At 70.3% G+C, this 15,907-nt stretch carries 18 protein-coding genes; 2 read left to right on the top strand and 16 right to left on the bottom strand.

Annotated elements, in window-relative coordinates; all coding sequences use genetic code 11:
• Nucleotides 1–61 precede the first annotated feature (61 nt).
• The 7 genes from A5691_RS07545 to A5691_RS07515 all read right to left on the bottom strand — a co-directional run bounded on the left by A5691_RS07545 (nucleotide 62) and on the right by A5691_RS07515 (nucleotide 7,191).
• Nucleotides 62–493, bottom strand: a complete 432-nt coding sequence (locus tag A5691_RS07545; protein WP_067752438.1) for a DUF2752 domain-containing protein — start codon at nucleotides 491–493, stop codon at nucleotides 62–64.
• 29 nt (nucleotides 494–522) lie between these two features.
• Nucleotides 523–1,899: a prolipoprotein diacylglyceryl transferase gene (locus A5691_RS07540; protein ID WP_068266517.1), complete on the bottom strand. Its 1,377-nt coding sequence runs from the start codon at nucleotides 1,897–1,899 to the stop codon at nucleotides 523–525.
• Nucleotides 1,896–2,711 (bottom strand): tryptophan synthase subunit alpha, encoded by an 816-nt coding sequence (trpA, locus tag A5691_RS07535; protein ID WP_068018510.1) that lies wholly within the window; start codon nucleotides 2,709–2,711, stop codon nucleotides 1,896–1,898. Before trpA ends, A5691_RS07540 begins: the two co-directional genes overlap by 4 nt.
• Entirely contained in the window at nucleotides 2,708–3,970 is a 1,263-nt protein-coding gene (gene trpB / locus A5691_RS07530; protein WP_067748015.1) for a tryptophan synthase subunit beta, read from the bottom strand. The genes trpA and trpB overlap by 4 nt, the downstream gene beginning before the upstream one ends.
• 74 nt (nucleotides 3,971–4,044) lie before the next feature.
• Nucleotides 4,045–4,863 carry an indole-3-glycerol phosphate synthase TrpC gene (gene trpC / locus A5691_RS07525; RefSeq protein ID WP_055404126.1) on the bottom strand — a complete coding sequence of 273 codons (819 nt, stop codon included), beginning with the start codon at nucleotides 4,861–4,863 and terminating at the stop codon, nucleotides 4,045–4,047.
• A 113-nt stretch (nucleotides 4,864–4,976) separates the two neighbouring features.
• The gene (locus A5691_RS07520) at nucleotides 4,977–5,660 is read right to left on the bottom strand and encodes a TIGR02234 family membrane protein (protein WP_082950191.1); all 684 of its coding nucleotides are present in this window, start codon (nucleotides 5,658–5,660) and stop codon (nucleotides 4,977–4,979) included.
• Nucleotides 5,653–7,191, bottom strand: a complete 1,539-nt coding sequence (locus tag A5691_RS07515) for an anthranilate synthase component I (RefSeq protein ID WP_067785128.1) — start codon at nucleotides 7,189–7,191, stop codon at nucleotides 5,653–5,655. The genes A5691_RS07520 and A5691_RS07515 overlap by 8 nt, the downstream gene beginning before the upstream one ends.
• 96 nt (nucleotides 7,192–7,287) lie before the next feature.
• Between A5691_RS07515 and A5691_RS07510 the strand changes: the two genes are divergently transcribed.
• The gene (locus A5691_RS07510; RefSeq protein WP_067748022.1) at nucleotides 7,288–7,758 is read left to right on the top strand and encodes a peroxiredoxin; all 471 of its coding nucleotides are present in this window, start codon (nucleotides 7,288–7,290) and stop codon (nucleotides 7,756–7,758) included.
• Here the strand turns inward: A5691_RS07510 and A5691_RS07505 are convergent.
• Nucleotides 7,748–8,842 (bottom strand): calcium:proton antiporter, encoded by a 1,095-nt coding sequence (locus A5691_RS07505; RefSeq protein ID WP_067748024.1) that lies wholly within the window; start codon nucleotides 8,840–8,842, stop codon nucleotides 7,748–7,750. The genes A5691_RS07510 and A5691_RS07505 overlap by 11 nt on opposite strands.
• Nucleotides 8,843–9,118: 276 nt before the next feature.
• Between A5691_RS07505 and A5691_RS07500 the strand changes: the two genes are divergently transcribed.
• Entirely contained in the window at nucleotides 9,119–9,460 is a 342-nt protein-coding gene (locus A5691_RS07500; RefSeq protein ID WP_067748075.1) for a WhiB family transcriptional regulator, read from the top strand.
• 30 nt (nucleotides 9,461–9,490) lie between these two features.
• Here the strand turns inward: A5691_RS07500 and hisI are convergent, their stop codons facing one another.
• From hisI to hisD, 8 genes are read right to left on the bottom strand one after another with little or no spacing between them, the layout of a single operon-like run.
• Nucleotides 9,491–9,838 (bottom strand): phosphoribosyl-AMP cyclohydrolase, encoded by a 348-nt coding sequence (hisI, locus tag A5691_RS07495; RefSeq protein ID WP_068019140.1) that lies wholly within the window; start codon nucleotides 9,836–9,838, stop codon nucleotides 9,491–9,493.
• Nucleotides 9,835–10,620: an imidazole glycerol phosphate synthase subunit HisF gene (gene hisF, locus A5691_RS07490; RefSeq protein ID WP_067748028.1), complete on the bottom strand. Its 786-nt coding sequence runs from the start codon at nucleotides 10,618–10,620 to the stop codon at nucleotides 9,835–9,837. Before hisF ends, hisI begins: the two co-directional genes overlap by 4 nt.
• Before the next feature lies 1 nt (nucleotide 10,621).
• A complete protein-coding gene (locus A5691_RS07485; RefSeq protein ID WP_067748030.1) occupies nucleotides 10,622–11,425 on the bottom strand; it encodes an inositol monophosphatase in 804 nt (267 codons plus the stop codon).
• Nucleotides 11,426–11,429: 4 nt separating this feature from the next.
• On the bottom strand, nucleotides 11,430–12,161 hold the full coding sequence (gene priA, locus A5691_RS07480; RefSeq protein ID WP_067748032.1) for a bifunctional 1-(5-phosphoribosyl)-5-((5-phosphoribosylamino)methylideneamino)imidazole-4-carboxamide isomerase/phosphoribosylanthranilate isomerase PriA: 732 nt from the start codon (nucleotides 12,159–12,161) through the stop codon (nucleotides 11,430–11,432).
• Between the two features lie 20 nt (nucleotides 12,162–12,181).
• Nucleotides 12,182–12,802 carry an imidazole glycerol phosphate synthase subunit HisH gene (hisH, locus tag A5691_RS07475; RefSeq protein WP_067748034.1) on the bottom strand — a complete coding sequence of 207 codons (621 nt, stop codon included), beginning with the start codon at nucleotides 12,800–12,802 and terminating at the stop codon, nucleotides 12,182–12,184.
• On the bottom strand, nucleotides 12,799–13,419 hold the full coding sequence (gene hisB / locus A5691_RS07470) for an imidazoleglycerol-phosphate dehydratase HisB (protein WP_067748036.1): 621 nt from the start codon (nucleotides 13,417–13,419) through the stop codon (nucleotides 12,799–12,801). Before hisB ends, hisH begins: the two co-directional genes overlap by 4 nt.
• Complete coding sequence (locus tag A5691_RS07465) at nucleotides 13,416–14,552, bottom strand: histidinol-phosphate transaminase (RefSeq protein ID WP_067748038.1); 1,137 nt, start codon at nucleotides 14,550–14,552, stop codon at nucleotides 13,416–13,418. Before A5691_RS07465 ends, hisB begins: the two co-directional genes overlap by 4 nt.
• Complete coding sequence (gene hisD, locus A5691_RS07460) at nucleotides 14,549–15,865, bottom strand: histidinol dehydrogenase (protein WP_156669879.1); 1,317 nt, start codon at nucleotides 15,863–15,865, stop codon at nucleotides 14,549–14,551. The genes A5691_RS07465 and hisD overlap by 4 nt, the downstream gene beginning before the upstream one ends.
• Nucleotides 15,866–15,907 lie beyond the last annotated feature (42 nt).

Raw genomic sequence — 15,907 nt, 5'->3', positions numbered from 1 at the left:
CCCAGCATAGTCGCGTGGGCCCCCCACGGTCCGACTTAACGGGTTGTCGCGCCGCGAGCGGCTACCCACTCTGAATCGCCGGAAACAGCGGGAAGCCGGGCAGGTTACGCACCACCGTCCACGCGATGACGGCCAGCACCATGGTCAGCCAGGCCGCCGTCGACAGCGCGGCTTTGCCGCGGCCACGGCGAACCAGTAACCATCCGGCCAGCATCGGGATGCCGACCAGCAGGAAAACATTGTCGTTGACGGCGGCGGCCAGGTGGCCGTGCAACAGGTCGTGGGTCATCCGCAGGCCCCCGCAGAACGGGCAGTTCCACCCGGTGAGCCACTTGAAGGGGCATTGCGGATACAACGAATTCGTGTTGTGCGGGTCGACCAGCCCGACGTAGCCCAACGCGCCGCCGAGCAGTGCGGCGGTGCCGGCGGCGACGTAACGGCCCGGGCCGTGACGCCGTTCCACCGCTTGGCCGGCGGAATGCGGTTGCGTCACGTTCTCAGCATGCCAGACCGAGCCGGCCGCTAGCGGTTCGACGGCCGATTCCTTCGCAGCCTCCAGCGGCTGCGTGGCGTCGTGTACGGCTCGGCGGCCGAGGCCGGTTCGGCCGAGTCCTGTGCCGGCTTTGGCTCGGGTTCGGCGGCTTCGGGTTCCTCGGCTTCGGGCTCTTCGGCTTCGGGCTCTTCGGCTTCGGGCTCTTCCGCCTCTTCGGCGTCTTCGGCTTCGGGCTCTTCCGCCTCTTCGGGTTCTTCTTCGTCGGCCTCTTCGGCCTTTTCGGCTTGGGGCTCTTCTTCGTCGACCTCTTCGGTTTCAGCCTCGGACTCTTCGGCTTCGGCTTCCCCGGGCTCCGCCGCCTCGGCACTGACCGTCTCGGCCTCCGCGGTTTCCGGCTCGTCGGCCTCGTCGGCTGCGTCGTCCTTGTCCGTTTCCGCGGCGTCGGCGGATTCGGTGCCCGCCGCGCCCGCCGCCGTCGACGACCCGGCGGCGACGGTCGCAAGCTCGTCCGCCGGCTCCTCTGCCACCGATTCCTCGGCCTCCTTGCCGCGCAGGCTCTCGGGGGCCTCCCGTCCCTTCGGCGCCACCATGATGTACACCACGGCCCCGATGAACACGAAAGTCGATGTGAACGAATTGATCCGGATGCCCGCGATATGGGTGGCGGTGTCGTCGCGGAGCAGCTCGACGCCGAACCGCCCGATGCAGTAGCTGGCCACATACAGCGCGAACAGTCGCCCGTGGCCCAGCGCGAATCGCCGGTCCGCGTAGATCAAGATGGCGAAAACCAGGACGTTCCAAATCAATTCGTACAGAAAGGTCGGCTGCACGACGAGTGCCACCTGACCCGTCGAGACACCGTCCAGCGAATGCGGGTCGACGTATCCCGATGGGTCGCGGCGGTAGAAGATCTCCAGACCCCACGGCAGGGTGGTTTCGCGGCCGTAGAGCTCCTGGTTGAAATAGTTGCCCAGCCGGCCGATGGCCTGCGCCAGGACGAGTCCCGGGGCCACCGCGTCGGCGAAGGCGGGCAGCGGAATGCCGTGCCGCCGGCACCCGATCCACCCGCCCACACAGCCGAGCGCCACCGCGCCCCAGATGCCCAGCCCGCCGTCCCAAATGCGCACCGCGGCACCCAACCCGGCGCCGCCCGGCCCCCAATAGGTCCGCCAGTCGGTGGCCAGGTGATAGAGCCGCCCGCCCACCAGCCCGAACGGCACCACCCACAACGCGATGTCATAGATGACGCCGCGCTGTCCGCCGCGGGCCTCCCAGCGGCGGTCGCCGATCAACAGCGCCACCACGATCCCGGTGATGATGAACAGCGCGTACGCGCGAATGGGCAGGGGCCCAAGGTGCCAGACACCCTGCGGCGGGCTGGGAAAGTACGTCGGCAACGTCGTCATCGGGCGGACGCCTTCTGCCGGACGCCGGCGGCCAGTTCCTCGGTCAGTTCCCGCAGCGCGGGCAGGCCACCCGCACCGAGCGCCGACACCAGCGCCGAACCGACGATCACGCCGTCGGCGTAGCTGCCGATTTGGGCGGCCTGCTCGCGCGACCGCACCCCGAGGCCGACGCCGACGGGTATGTCCGACACCGCCTTCACGCGCTGCACCAACTCGGGCGCGGCCTGCGACACCGCGTCACGCGCCCCGGTGACGCCCATCGTGGAAGCGGCGTAGACGAATCCGCGTGACGCGTCGACGGTCATGGCCAACCGTTCCGGCGTCGACGACGGCGCGACAAGAAAAATGCGGTCCAACCGATGCTCCTCAGCTGCCGTCAGCCACTGCCCGGCTTCGTCGGGGATGAGGTCAGGAGTGATCAAGCCGTGCCCGCCGGCCGCCGCGAGGTCACGCGCGAACGCGTCGACCCCGTAGCGCACCACGGGATTCCAATAGGTCATCACCACCGCGCGGCCGCCGGCCGCACTGATCGCCTCGACCGCGGCAAGCGTGTCCCGGACCCGCACCCCGCCCTGCAGCGCGGCCTCGGTGGCGCGGGCGATGGTCGGCCCGTCCATGCCGGGGTCCGAGTAGGGCACGCCGACTTCGATGATGTCGCAACCGGATTCGACCAGGGCGAGCATTCCGTCCACCGAGCCCGGCACATCTGGATAGCCGGTGGGCAGGTAGCCGATCAGGGCCGCGCGATTCTCCTGGCGGCACATGTCGAAGACCGGCCCCAGCCTGCTGGCATGCCTCTGCTGAACGCTCATCGCTCGCCGGGCCCCATCAGGCCGAACCATTTCGCGGCGGTCTCGACATCCTTGTCACCGCGGCCCGACAGGTTCACCACGATGATCGAGCCCTGCCCCAATTCGAGGCCCAGCTTGACCGCGCCGGCGACCGCGTGGGCCGATTCGATGGCCGGGATGATGCCCTCGGAGCGGCACAGCAGCGCGAATGCGTCCATCGCCTCCGCGTCGGTGATCGGCCGATATTCCGCGCGCCCGATCTCCTTGAGGTACGCGTGCTCGGGGCCCACGCCCGGATAGTCGAGACCCGCTGAGATCGAATGGGATTCGATGGTCTGGCCGTCCTCGTCCTGCAGCAGGTAGGAGAACGACCCCTGGAAGGCCCCCGGCGAACCGCCGGCGAAAGTCGCGGCGTGCCTTCCGGTCTCGACGCCGTCCCCGGCCGCCTCGAAGCCCACCAGGCGCACCCCCGGATCGTCGATGAACGGGTGGAAGATGCCGATGGCGTTGGATCCACCGCCGACGCAGGCCACGACGGCGTCGGGCAACCGGCCCGCCTGGGCCTGGATCTGCACGCGCGCCTCCAACCCGATGATCCGCTGGAAATCGCGCACCATCGCGGGGAAAGGATGCGGCCCGGCGGCGGTGCCGAAGCAGTAGTAGGTGTTGTCGGCGTTGGTCACCCAGTCACGGAACGCCTCGTTGATGGCGTCTTTGAGCGTCTTGGATCCGCTCTCCACCGACACCACCTCGGCGCCCAGCAGTCGCATCCGTGCCACGTTGAGCGCCTGGCGCGCGGTGTCCACGGCGCCCATGTAGATGACGCACTCCAGGCCCAGCAGGGCGCACGCGGTGGCCGTGGCGACGCCGTGCTGCCCGGCCCCGGTCTCGGCGATGACCCGGTTCTTGCCCATCCTCTTGGCCAGCAGCGCCTGACCGAGGACGTTGTTGATCTTGTGAGAACCGGTGTGGTTCAAGTCTTCTCGCTTTAGGAAGATGCGCGCCGATCCGGCATGCTCGGACAGCCGGGTGGCCTCGTACAGCGGCGAAGGCCGGCCGGCGTAGTTGGCCTGCAAGTCGTCCAGGGTGTCCAGGAAATCGGGGTTGATGCGTTCCTTCTCGTAGGCGGCGGTGACCTCTTCGATCACCGCCATCAACGCCTCGGCCACGTAGCGGCCGCCATACACGCCGAAATGGCCACCAGCATCGGGTTCGTGGCTGGTGGGTTCGGCGACGGCTGCACTCGGAAGGGGAAGGTCCGGGCGGGACAGATTGACCATCACCAAGGCTCTACGCGGGGACGGCTCATGAGGTTCAACGTTTCAGCGCCGGGACTCTTCAAGTGACTTGACGACTAGCGAGACGGTTTCGGACAAGACGGGTGGGTCCCCGCGGTGACCAGGTCGGCGACCGCGGCGCGCGGGTCACCGCTTTTGACCAGACCCTCGCCGACCAAGACGGCGTCCGCACCCGCTCCGGCGTACGCCAACAGGTCGCCGGTGCCGCGGACCCCGGACTCGGCGATCCTGATCACGTTGCTCGGCAGCCCGGGAGCGATGCGCGCGAAGCAATCCCGGTCGACCTCCAGCGTCGCGAGATCGCGTGCGTTGACACCGATTACGTTGGCCCCGGCCTTCAGCGCCCGGTCGGCCTCCTCCTCGGTGTGCACCTCGACGAGGGCCGTCATGCCGAGTGATTCGGTGCGGTCCAACATCGACACCAACGCCGACTGGTCGAGCGCGGCAACGATGAGCAGCAGCATGTCGGCGCCGTGCGCGCGGGCTTCGTGGATCTGATACGGCTGCACGACAAAGTCTTTGCGCAAGACCGGGATCGAGACGGCCGCGCGAACCGCGTCCAGGTCGTCGAGCGATCCGTGAAAGCGCCGCTCCTCGGTCAAGACGCTGATGATCCGGGCACCACCGTCCTCGTACGCGCGGGCCAGCTTCGCCGGATCGGCAATGGTCGCCAGGGAACCCGCCGACGGACTGGCGCGCTTGACCTCGGCGATGACACCGATGCCGGGCTCGCGCAGGGCGGCCATCACATCGCGCGGCGGCGGCGCGGCGGCAGCGGCGGCTTTGATTTCGGAAAGGCTGATGAGGGCTTCGCGCGCCGCAACGTCGGCCCGGACTCCCTCGAGGATGGAGTCAAGCACGGTAGCCGGACTCATGCCTGTTGCTTCCCTTCGCGCCGTTACCCATCGTCACCCCGCGGCCAACCTGACAACCCTGAGCCGATTGCGACGACGTGAATGAAGGGTAGCGGCCCTCGGCTCGCGGCCCGTCACCGACCCTCGGTGTCCGAGTCGCGCGGCCGATCGGTCGGGTCCCGCGTCGGGTCACAGCCCTCGTCAAGCGCGTCCCAGATCATCCGCTCCGACATTTCCGGCGTCTCCGGCTTCTCCAGCATCGCGCCATCGGCGTCGTCGCGGAGCGCATTTGAGCGGCGCGTCGCGGGCGCGGCGTACTTTTCCGCGCTCAACCGGGTCGCGCCGGCGTCGCCGGCCGACCGCAGCAACAGGACGGCCGCGACAAGGGTGCATGCGGCGGCGGCCACTGCGATGCCCGCGCCGAGGTAGCGCCGCTCGCTGCCCACCAGCGACATCACGGCGACATGCGCCAGGTCGGCCCCGCGCACGGCGACGTCCGGCAGGGCCCACAGGCTGACCCCGAGATATCCGACCGCCAGGCTCGCCAGCGCCAGTAGCCCCGCCAGCACCCGCAGCGGCCAGCCGCGCACCGCGATCGCCGCCACGGCCGTCGCCAGCATGAGCACCGCCAACGGCAGCAGCGCCGTCGACCACGACGCGCCGGACAGCGTCACCTCGCGGGGCGGGCTCAGCCCGTCGAACGACCGGATCACCACCCACGGCAGCCGCGACGCCGCCCATAACGCCGCGGCGGACAGCACCAGCAACGCCTGCGCCACCCCGACGGACAGCCGCGCACGCCGCGGCGCCTCAGCCATGGTGGTCGGCATCCGGGGCGGTGAGGGTCTCGGCGGCGGCGATCGCGTTGAGCACCGCGCGCGCCTTGTTCGAGGCCTCGGTGTACTCGTACGGGCCGTTGGAGTCGGCCACCACCCCGCCGCCGGCCTGAACATAGGCCGTGCCGTCACGCATCAACGCGGTCCGGATCGCGATCGCGAAATCGGCGTTGCCGGCGAAGTCGAGGTAACCGACCACACCGCCGTAGAGCCCGCGCCGCGTCTTCTCCACCTCTTCGATCAGCTCCATGGCCCGCACCTTCGGCGCGCCCGAGAGCGTGCCGGCCGGAAAGCACGCCGTCACGGCGTCCAGGGCGGTCCGCCCCTCGGCGAGCATCCCGGTCACCGTCGACACCAGGTGCATGACGTGGCTGTAGCGCTCGATGTGGCTGTAGTCCTCGACGCGCACGGTGCCCGGCGCGCACACGCGGCCAAGGTCGTTGCGCCCCAGGTCGACCAGCATCAGGTGCTCGGCGCGCTCCTTCTCGTCGGCGAGCAGTTCCTTTTCCAGCAGCTGGTCCTCTTCGTCGGTCTGCCCGCGCCACCGGGTTCCGGCGATCGGATGCGTCGTCGCCCAGCCGTCGTGCACGGTGACCAGCGCCTCGGGGCTGGAGCCGACGACCGAAAAGTCCGTTCCGCCACTGCCATCCGGGACGTGCAGCAGGTACATGTAGGGGCTCGGATTGGTGACCCGCAGCATCCGGTACACGTCGATCGGATCGACGTCGGTGTCCATCTCGAAGCGCTGGGAGGGGACAACCTGGAACGCCTCGCCGGCGGCGATCTGCTCGACGAGGTAGTCGACGATCTTGCCGTATTCCTCGACGCTGCGCTGCGAACGATACCGTGGCTCGGGCCTGTCGAACGTGGCGACCGTGGACGGCAGCGGCTGACCCAGCGCCGCGGTCATCACGTCCAGCCGGGCGACCGCGTCGTCGTAGGCCTGGTCGACGCGCTCGTCGGTGCCGTTCCAGTTCACCGCGTTGGCGATCAGCGTGATGGTGCCCTCGTGGTGGTCGACCGCGGCCACGTCGGTGGCCAGCAGCAGCAACATGTCCGGCAGGTGCAGGTCGTCGACCGCCAGCTCGGGTAACCGCTCCAGCCGCCGCACCATGTCGTAGGCGAACAGACCGACCATGCCGCCGGACAGCGGCGGCAGCCCGGGCAGCGCGCCGGTGGCCAGCAGCTCGCACGTGGCCCGCAGCGCGTGCAGCGGGTCGCCGCCGGTGGGCGCGTCCTGCGGCACGGCGCCCAACCACACCGCCTCGCCGTCGCGGACGGTCAGCGCCGACGGCGCACCGGCACCGATGAAGGACCAGCGCGACCAGGATCGGCCGTGCTCGGCCGATTCCAGCAGGAACGTGCCGGGGCGATTGGCGGCCAGTTTGCGGTAGGCCGACAGTGGTGTCTCGCTGTCGGCCAGCACCTTGCGGGTCACGGGAACCACGCGGTGCTCGGCCGCCAGCAGGCGAAAGTCCTCTCGTGAGGTCGTCTCGGCGAGGTGGGCGTGCACCGAACCATCCTCCCAGATGGGCCGCCGGGGCTCGCGTGCGTAGCGTCGGCTGCGCTTCCCTGGGGCCAAAACTCGCCGTGGCGTTACGCTCGCGGCATGAAAACTGGTGACACGGTCGAGGACTTCGAACTTCCCGATCAGACGGGCGCGCCGCGCAGGCTCAGCGAGCTGCTGTCCGGGGGGCCGGTGGTGCTGTTCTTCTACCCCGCCGCGATGACGCCCGGCTGCACCAAGGAGGCCTGTCACTTCCGGGACCTGGCCGCGGAATTCGCGGCCGTGGGCGCCAATCGGGTGGGCATCAGCGCCGATCCGGTGCAGAAGCAGGCCAAGTTCGCCGACATGCAGAAGTTCGACTACCCGCTGCTGTCGGACACCGAGGGCACGGTCGCCACGCAGTTCGGCGTCAAGCGCGGCCTGCTCGGCAAGCTGATGCCGGTCAAGCGAACCACCTTCGTCATCGACACCGATCGCACGGTGCTCAACGTGATTTCGAGCGAGTTCAGCATGGACACCCATGCCGACAAGGCGTTGGAGACACTGCGCGGCCGGTCAGCGGCTACGGGCTGACCGCCAGGAACACGTAGGCGGCGAGCAGCACCAGATGCAGCTCGCCCTGCAGCCGGGTGGCGCGCCCGGGAACGACCGTCAGCATGCTGATCACGACGGTCAGCGCCAGCAGCACCAGCTGGATGGGTCCCAGCCCGAGCACCAGCGGTCCCTTGAGCCAGATCGACGCCAGCGCGATCACCGGGATCGTGAGCCCGATGCTGGCCATCGCCGAGCCGTACGCCAAGTTCAGGCTGGTCTGGATCCGGCCCTGCCGCGCGGCCCGCGCGGCCGCCAGGGTCTCCGGCAGCAACACCAGCGTGGCGATCACCACGCCGACGAACGACTGCGGGAAGCCGACCGCGGTCACCGCGTGCTCGACGGCCGGCGACTCCTCCTCGGCCAGCCCGACCACCGCGACGAGGGCGACCAACAGCAGCCCCAGGCTCCCCAGCGCGGCGCCGCGGCTCGGCGGCTCGGCATGGCTCTCGTCCTCGAAGAGCCGCTTCTTCTGGCCCTTCTGCGCGACCGGCAGGAAGAAGTCGCGGTGCCGCACCGTCTGCGTGAAGACGAAGACCAGGTACACCAGCAACGACGCGACCGCCGCGAACGCCAGCTGGCCCGGCGAGAATTCGCGGCCCACCTGGCTGGTGGTGAACGACGGCAGCACCAGGCTCAGCGTCGCCAGCGTGGTGACCGTGGCCAACGCGGCGCCGCTGCCCTCGGCGTTGAAGAGCGTCACCCCGTAGCGCCGGGAGCCGAGCAGCAGCGACAGCCCCGCGATGCCGTTGGTGGTGATCATCGCCGCGGCGAAGACGGTGTCCCTGGCCAGCGTCGCGGCCTCGTTGCCCCCGGACGCCATCAGCGAGACGATGAGCGCCACCTCGATCACCGTCACCGCGGCCGCCAGGATCAGCGAGCCGAACGGCTCACCGGCCCGGGCCGCGACAACCTCCGCGTGGTGCACCGCCGCCAGCACGGAGCCGATGAGCAACGCCGCCACCAGCGCGACCAGCATCGGGCCCAGCTTCTCGCCCCAGATCACGGCCAGCACGGCGACGGCTAGCAGCGGCACGACCGCGGTCCACGACACCCGACTCAACATCGCCCGCCATTCTCATCCACGGCTCGCGACGCGGCGACTTCGGACCTCGGTCCCGATCCCCCGGCCCGTGCGACGACGATGCCCGACACCCTGAGCCGAAAGTCCTCGGACGTCCGCGACCAAAGCCCCTACGTTTGCGCGACGGGGTTTCATACGGTCGCAACATTCGCCTCGGCTTCACACGGGCTCGGCCGGACGGAAGTCAATACAGCCATATCCGAACGCTGAGCTCTCAGCGCGGCCGGAGCAAAAGGGGGAGCGGTGTTTGCTATCCATATCACCGCCGAAAGTGGCACCAATGGTCCGATTCCAAACCATCTCCGCAGTGCGAGAACCGAGGATCGCGACGCCTGGGTTTCCAAGGCGCTCTGCCGCACCGGCGACCCAGACGGGTTGTTCGTTCGCGGCGCCGCCCAGAGAAAGGCAGCGACGATCTGCCGGCGCTGCCCAGTGGTCCTGGAGTGCGGCGCCGACGCGCTCGACAACCGGGTCGAGTGGGGCGTTTGGGGCGGCATGACGGAACGCCAGCGACGCACCCTGCTCAGGCAGCACTCCGACGTGGTGTCTTGGATCGACTTCCTGGCCGCCGCCCGGGCGCAGCGTCGCACCGCGATTTAGCAACCCGGGGCGCGCCGCCCGGGCATCAACCTACGACTCCGGTTGCAGCAGCAGGTCGGCGTCGAAGCAGCTGTGGTCGCCGGTGTGGCAGGCGCCGCCCACCTGGTCGACCGTCAGCAGCACGGTGTCCCCGTCGCAGTCCAGCCGCACCGAGTACACGTATTGGGTGTGGCCGGACGTCGCGCCCTTGACCCACTGCTCGCCGCGCGACCGCGAAAAATAGGTCGCCTCACGGGTTTCCAGGGTGCGGGCCAGCGCCGCGTCGTCCATCCAGGCGACCATCAGCACGTCCCCGGTGCCGCGCTCCTGCGCGACGGCGGCGATCAGGCCTTCGGCGTTGCGCTTCAGCCGCGCGGCGATCTGCGGGTCGAGCGTCATCGCACCGTGATCCCTTCCGCGGCCATGGCGGCCTTCACCTGGCCGATGGTCAGCTCGCGGAAGTGAAAGACGCTGGCCGCCAGCACCGCATCGGCACCGGCGGCGACGGCGGGCGCGAAGTGTTCGGCCGCCCCGGCACCCCCGCTGGCGATCACCGGCACCGTGACCGCCGAGCGCACCGCCCGCAGCATCGGCAGGTCGAACCCGGCCTTGGTACCGTCGGCGTCCATCGAGTTCAGCAGGATCTCCCCGACGCCCAGATCGGCGCCGCGCGAAGCCCACTCGACGGCGTCGATCCCCGTCCCGCGGCGTCCGCCGTGCGTGGTGACCTCCCAGCCCGACGGCGTCGGCACCGACTCCGGGGGCACCGTGCGGGCGTCGACCGACAGCACGATGCATTGCGAACCGAATTGCCTTGCCATTTCTTCCAACAGGTCGGGGCGGGCGATCGCGGCGGTGTTGATCGAAACCTTGTCGGCCCCGGCACGCAGCAAGACGTCGACGTCGGCCACCGTGCGCACGCCGCCGCCGACGGTCAGCGGGATGAAGACCTGCTCGGCCGTGCGGCGCACCACGTCCAGCATCGTGGCCCGACCCGACGAGGAGGCGGTGACGTCGAGAAAGGTGAGCTCGTCGGCGCCTTCGGCGTCGTAGGCGGCGGCGAGTTCGACGGGATCGCCCGCGTCGCGCAGGTTTTCGAAGTTGACCCCCTTGACCACCCGCCCGGCGTCGACGTCCAGGCACGGAATCACCCGCACCGCAAGCCCATTACCGGAAGACATCTCAGAAGTCCTCCGGCCGGCCGGTGCTGCGCAACACCTCGAGTATCTCGGCGTGGGCGCGGGGCCCGGCGGCCAGCGCGGAATCCGACGCGGGCGTCCACGGTTCGCCGTGGACGTCGGTGACGACGCCGCCCGCCGCCCGCACCAACGCCACCCCGGCGGCGTGGTCCCACACGTGGCCGCCGAAACTGATCGAGCCGCCGAGAACCCCGTCGGCGACGTAGGCGAGGTCGAGTCCGGTGGAGCCGTGCATGCGCAACCGCGACGAGACCCGGCTCAGGTTCTCCAGCACGGCGATGCGATACCGCCCCGGGAACCGGCCCCGCGCGTCGGCGCTGAACGAGCCGGCACCGATCAGGGCGTCGGCCAGGTCGATATCGGCCAGGGGTGGTTGCGCAACAGCGTTTTTCATCAGCGGACCGCCGACCACCGCGGTGTAGCGCTGGTCGACGAAGGGCAGCCAGGTCAGGCCCGCCACCGGGTCGCCGTGGTGCAGCAGGCCGAGCAGGATCCCCGCCATCGGCGACCCTGCCGCATAGTTGAACGTGCCGTCGACGGGGTCCAGCACCCACACCCACTCCGAGTCGACGTCGGCGCCGCCGTACTCCTCGCCGTGCACACCGATGCCGGTCGACTCTTCCAGCGCGCCGACCACCTGCCGCTCGATCGCGAGGTCGACGTCGGTGGCGAAGTCGTTGCCCTTCTTCTGGACCGCCGAATCGGCGCGGTGGCCGGCCAGGAACGGCTCGGTGGCGTCGTCGAGGATCGCCGAGGCCGTCCGTACCAACGCGTCCAGGTCCGCCACGGCGCTACCCCGCTACCGCGGCCAGGGCCTGTGGCAGCGTGAACCGCCCGGCGTAGAGGGCCTTGCCCACGATCGCGCCCTCGACCCCGCGGTCGGTCAGCGTCGCGATCGCGCGCAGGTCGTCCAGGCTCGACACGCCGCCGGAGGCGATCACCGGGGCGTCGGTGCGGCCGGCGACGGCGGCCAGCAGGTCGAGGTTGGGGCCGCCCAGCGTGCCGTCCTTGGTGACGTCGGTGACGACGAACCGCGAACAGCCTTCGCCGTCAAGGCGTTCCAGGACCTCCCACAGGTCGCCGCCGTCGGTCTCCCAGCCGCGTCCGCGCAGCCGTTGCTGCCCGTCGACGGTCTGGACGTCCAGCCCGACCGCGACCTTCTCGCCGTGCTCGGCGATCGCGCGCGCGCACCACTGGGGGTTCTCCAGGGCCGCCGTGCCCAGGTTCACCCGGGCGCAGCCGGTGGCCAGCGCGGCGGCCAGCGAATCGTCGTCGCGAATGCCGCCGGACAGCTCCACCCGCACGTCGAGCTTGCCGACCACCTCGGCCAGCAGTTCGCGGTTGGAGCCGCGCCCGAACGCCGCGTCCAGGTCGACCAGGTGGATCCACTCCGCGCCGTCACGCTGCCAGCCCAGCGCCGCGTCCAGTGCCGAGCCGTACTCGGTTTCACTGCCCGCCTTGCCCTGCACCAGTCGCACGGCGCGGCCCTCGACCACGTCGACCGCGGGCAACAAGATCAACACATTCCCTCCCGAGCCGTTCTTCACAGAGCATCAATCCAGTTGCGCAGCACGGCCGCACCCGCGTCCCCACTCTTTTCCGGGTGAAACTGGGTGGCCGACAGCGGTCCTTGCTCGACGGCGGCCAGGAAGGGCACCCGGTGGGTGGCCCAGGTCAGCACGGCCTCGGGCGAGCCCTCCCAGCGCTGCGCGGCGTAGGAGTGCACGAAGTAGAAACGGGTGTCCGCGTCCAGCCCCTTGAACAGGGTCGTCCCTCCCCCGGCGTCGACCACGTTCCAGCCCATGTGCGGGATCACCGGCGCGTCCAGCCGGGTGACCTCCCCGGGCCACTGGCCGCAACCCGTTGTCTGGACGCCGAATTCGACGCCGCTGGCGAACAAGATCTGCATGCCCACGCAGACCCCCAGCACCGGATGCCCGGCGGCGACCCGGTCGGCGATGATGCGGTCGCCCTTGACCCTGCGCAGGCCGGTCATGCAGGCCTCGAAGGCCCCGACACCGGGCACCACCAGCCCGTCGGCGGCGGCCGCGGCGTCGGCGTCGGCGGTCACCTCGACCGACGCGCCCGCCCGCTGCAGCGCGCGCTGGGCCGACCGTAGGTTGCCCGAGCCGTAATCCAGGACGACGACGGATGGTTTTGTCACAGAACACCTTTGGTGGACGGCACGTCCGACACCCTGGGGTCGGGCTCTACGGCCTGGCGCAACGCGCGGGCCACCGCCTTGAATTGCGCTTCGGTGATGTGGTGCGGGTCGCGCCCGTACAGGACGCGTACGTGCAGCGCGATGCGGGCGTTCATGGCGAGCGACTCGAACACGTGCCGGTTGATCACCGTGTGGTACGGCACCGAGCTGCCGGCGATGGTGGTGTGCAGCAGGTGATCCGGCTCGCCGGTGTGCACGAAGTAGGGCCGGCCCGACACGTCGACGACGGCGTGGGCCAGCGTCTCGTCCATCGGGATGAAGGCGTCGCCGAACCGGCGGATACCCCGCTTGTCGCCGAGGGCCTGCCCCAGCGCCTGTCCGAGCGCGATCGCGGTGTCCTCGATGGTGTGGTGCCCCTCGATCTCCACGTCGCCCTTGGTGCGCACGGTCAGGTCGAAGCTGGCGTGGCTGCCCAGTGCCGTCAGCATGTGGTCGTAGAACGGCACACCGGTGTCGACGTGGACCTGGCCGCTGCCGTCGAGGTCGAGTTCGATGACGATGTCGGATTCCTTGGTGCGGCGCTCTATACGCGCGCGCCGGGTCGCAATGGTGGTCACGGGGCTCCTACTGGGGTGGCTGGTGCCAGTTCGGTGGCGGCGATCTGGGCGCTGGCCCGCAGGAAGGCGTCGTTCTCCTCGGCCAGCCCGGTCGTGGCGCGCAGGTAGCCGGGAATCCCGACGTCGCGGATCAACACGCCGGCGTCCAGGTAGCGCCGCCAGGCGGCCGGGGCGTCGGCGAACTGCCCGAACAGCACGAAATTCGCGTCGCTGGGAATCACCCGAAAACCCATGCCGCTCAACGCTTTCGTGACGCGTTCGCGTTCGGCGATCAGCGTGGCGACACTTCCCAGGGTGTCGTCGGCGTGGCGCAGCGCGGCGCGGGCCGCGGCCTGGGTGACGGACGAGAGGTGATACGGCAACCGAACCAGCAGCATCGCGTCGATCACCGCGGGGGTGGCGACCAGGTAGCCGAGCCGCCCGCCGGCGAAGGCGAACGCCTTGCTCATGGTGCGCGTGACGACGAGCTTGGTCGGATATTCGCGCACCAGCCCGACGGCGCTGGGCTCGGAGGAGAACTCGCCGTAGGCCTCGTCGACGATCAAGATGCCCGGCACCGCGTCGAGCAGGCGCCGCAGATCCGGCAGCGAAACGCTCTGCCCGGACGGGTTGTTGGGGCTCGCGATGAACACCACGTCAGGCCGGCGGTCGGTCACCGCGGCCACGGCCGCGTCGACGTCGAGGCTGAAGTCGTCGGCGCGGACGCCCTCCAGCCACTCGGTGCGGGTGGCGTCGGAGATGATCGGGTGCATCGAGTAGGACGGGACGAACCCGATCGCGGTGCGCCCCGGCCCGCCGAACGCTTGCAGCAGCTGCTGCAGGATCTCGTTGGATCCGTTTGCCGCCCAGACGTTTTCGGGCCCGACGGGCACACCGGTCTGGATGGTGAGGTAGCCGGCCAGATCGCGGCGCAGGGCGGACGCGTCGCGATCGGGATAACGATGCAGGTCGGCGGCCGCCTCGGCCACCGACCGCACCACGTCGTCCACCAGCGCCGGGCTGGGCGGGTGCGGGTTCTCGTTGGTGTTCAGCCGCACCGGGACGGCCAATTGCGGTGCGCCGTAAGGCGATTTGCCACGCAGGTCCTCGCGCAGGGGTAGGTCGTCGAGCGTCGGCTCCCGCGGTTCGGTCATCGCTCGAACCTCCGCCGGATCGCCTCGCCGTGCGCCGGCAGGTCTTCGGCCTTGGCCAACGTGACCACGTGCCCGGAGACGTCCTTGAGCGCGGCCTCGGTGTAGTCGACCACGTGGATGCCCCGCAGGAAGGTCTGAACGGACAGTCCGCTGGAGTGCCGGGCCGAGCCCGCGGTCGGCAGCACGTGGTTGGATCCGGCGCAGTAGTCGCCGAGGCTCACCGGCGAGTAGGGGCCCACGAAAATGGCTCCGGCCGAACGGATTCGGGCGGCCACCGCCGGGGCGTCGGCGGTCTGGATCTCCAGGTGCTCGGCGGCGTAGGCGTTGACCACCCGGACGGCGGCGTCCAGGTCGTCGACCAGGATGATCGCCGACTGGCGGCCACCGAGCGCGGCGGCCACCCGGTCGCGGTGCACCGTCGTGCGCAGCTGCGCGGCCACCTCGGCGGCGGTCGCGGCGGCCAGGTCCTCGCTGGGCGTGACCAGCACGCTGCCCGCCATCTCGTCGTGTTCGGCCTGGCTGATCAGGTCGGCGGCCACGTGGGTCGGGTCGGCGGTGTGGTCGGCGAGGATGGCGATCTCGGTGGGCCCGGCCTCGGCGTCGATGCCCACCCGGGAGCGGCACAGCCGCTTGGCGGCGGTGACGTAGATGTTGCCGGGCCCGGTGATCATGTCGACCGGCGCGAGGTCAGAGCCGTCCATATCGGTTCCGCCGTAGGCCAGCAGCGCGACCGCCTGCGCGCCGCCGACGGCCCACACCTCGTCGACCCCGAGCAGGCGCGCGGCCGCGAGGATCGTCGGGTGCGGCAGTCCGTCGTAGCGAGCCTGCGGCGGGCTGGCCACCACCAGCGAGCCGACACCGGCGGTCTGCGCCGGCACCACGTTCATCACCACGCTCGACGGGTAGACCGCGTTGCCGCCCGGCACGTACAGGCCGACCCGCTCGACGGGGACCCACCGCTCGGTGACCGTCGCGCCCGGGCCCAGGGTGGTCGTGACGTCGGCGCGGCGCTGGTCTGCGTGCACGGCGCGGGCGCGTTCGATCATCACCCGCAGGGCCTCGACGACGTCGGGATCCAGGCCGGCCAGCGCCGCCTCCAGCGCGGCCCCGGGCACCCGGACGGCCGCGGGCCGCACCCCGTCGAACGACGCCCCGTACTCGAGCGCCGCCTCGGCGCCACGCTCGGCCACGTCCTGCACGATCGGCCGCACCTTGGGCACGACGCTCTCCACGTCGGCGCCCCCGCGTGGCAGCGCGGACCGCAATCGGGCAGCCGTCAGTTCGACGCCCCGCAGGTCGATGCGGGCCATCACGGGTGCTGAAGCGGTACTCATTGCCTCCATTGTCCCAGAGCA

This window comes from Mycobacterium sp. E183, assembly GCF_001667735.1.
Classification (GTDB): Bacteria; Actinomycetota; Actinomycetes; order Mycobacteriales; family Mycobacteriaceae; genus Mycobacterium.
The sequence above is the reverse complement of the archived record's forward strand: the minus strand, read 5'-3'. Positions and strand labels throughout refer to the sequence as shown.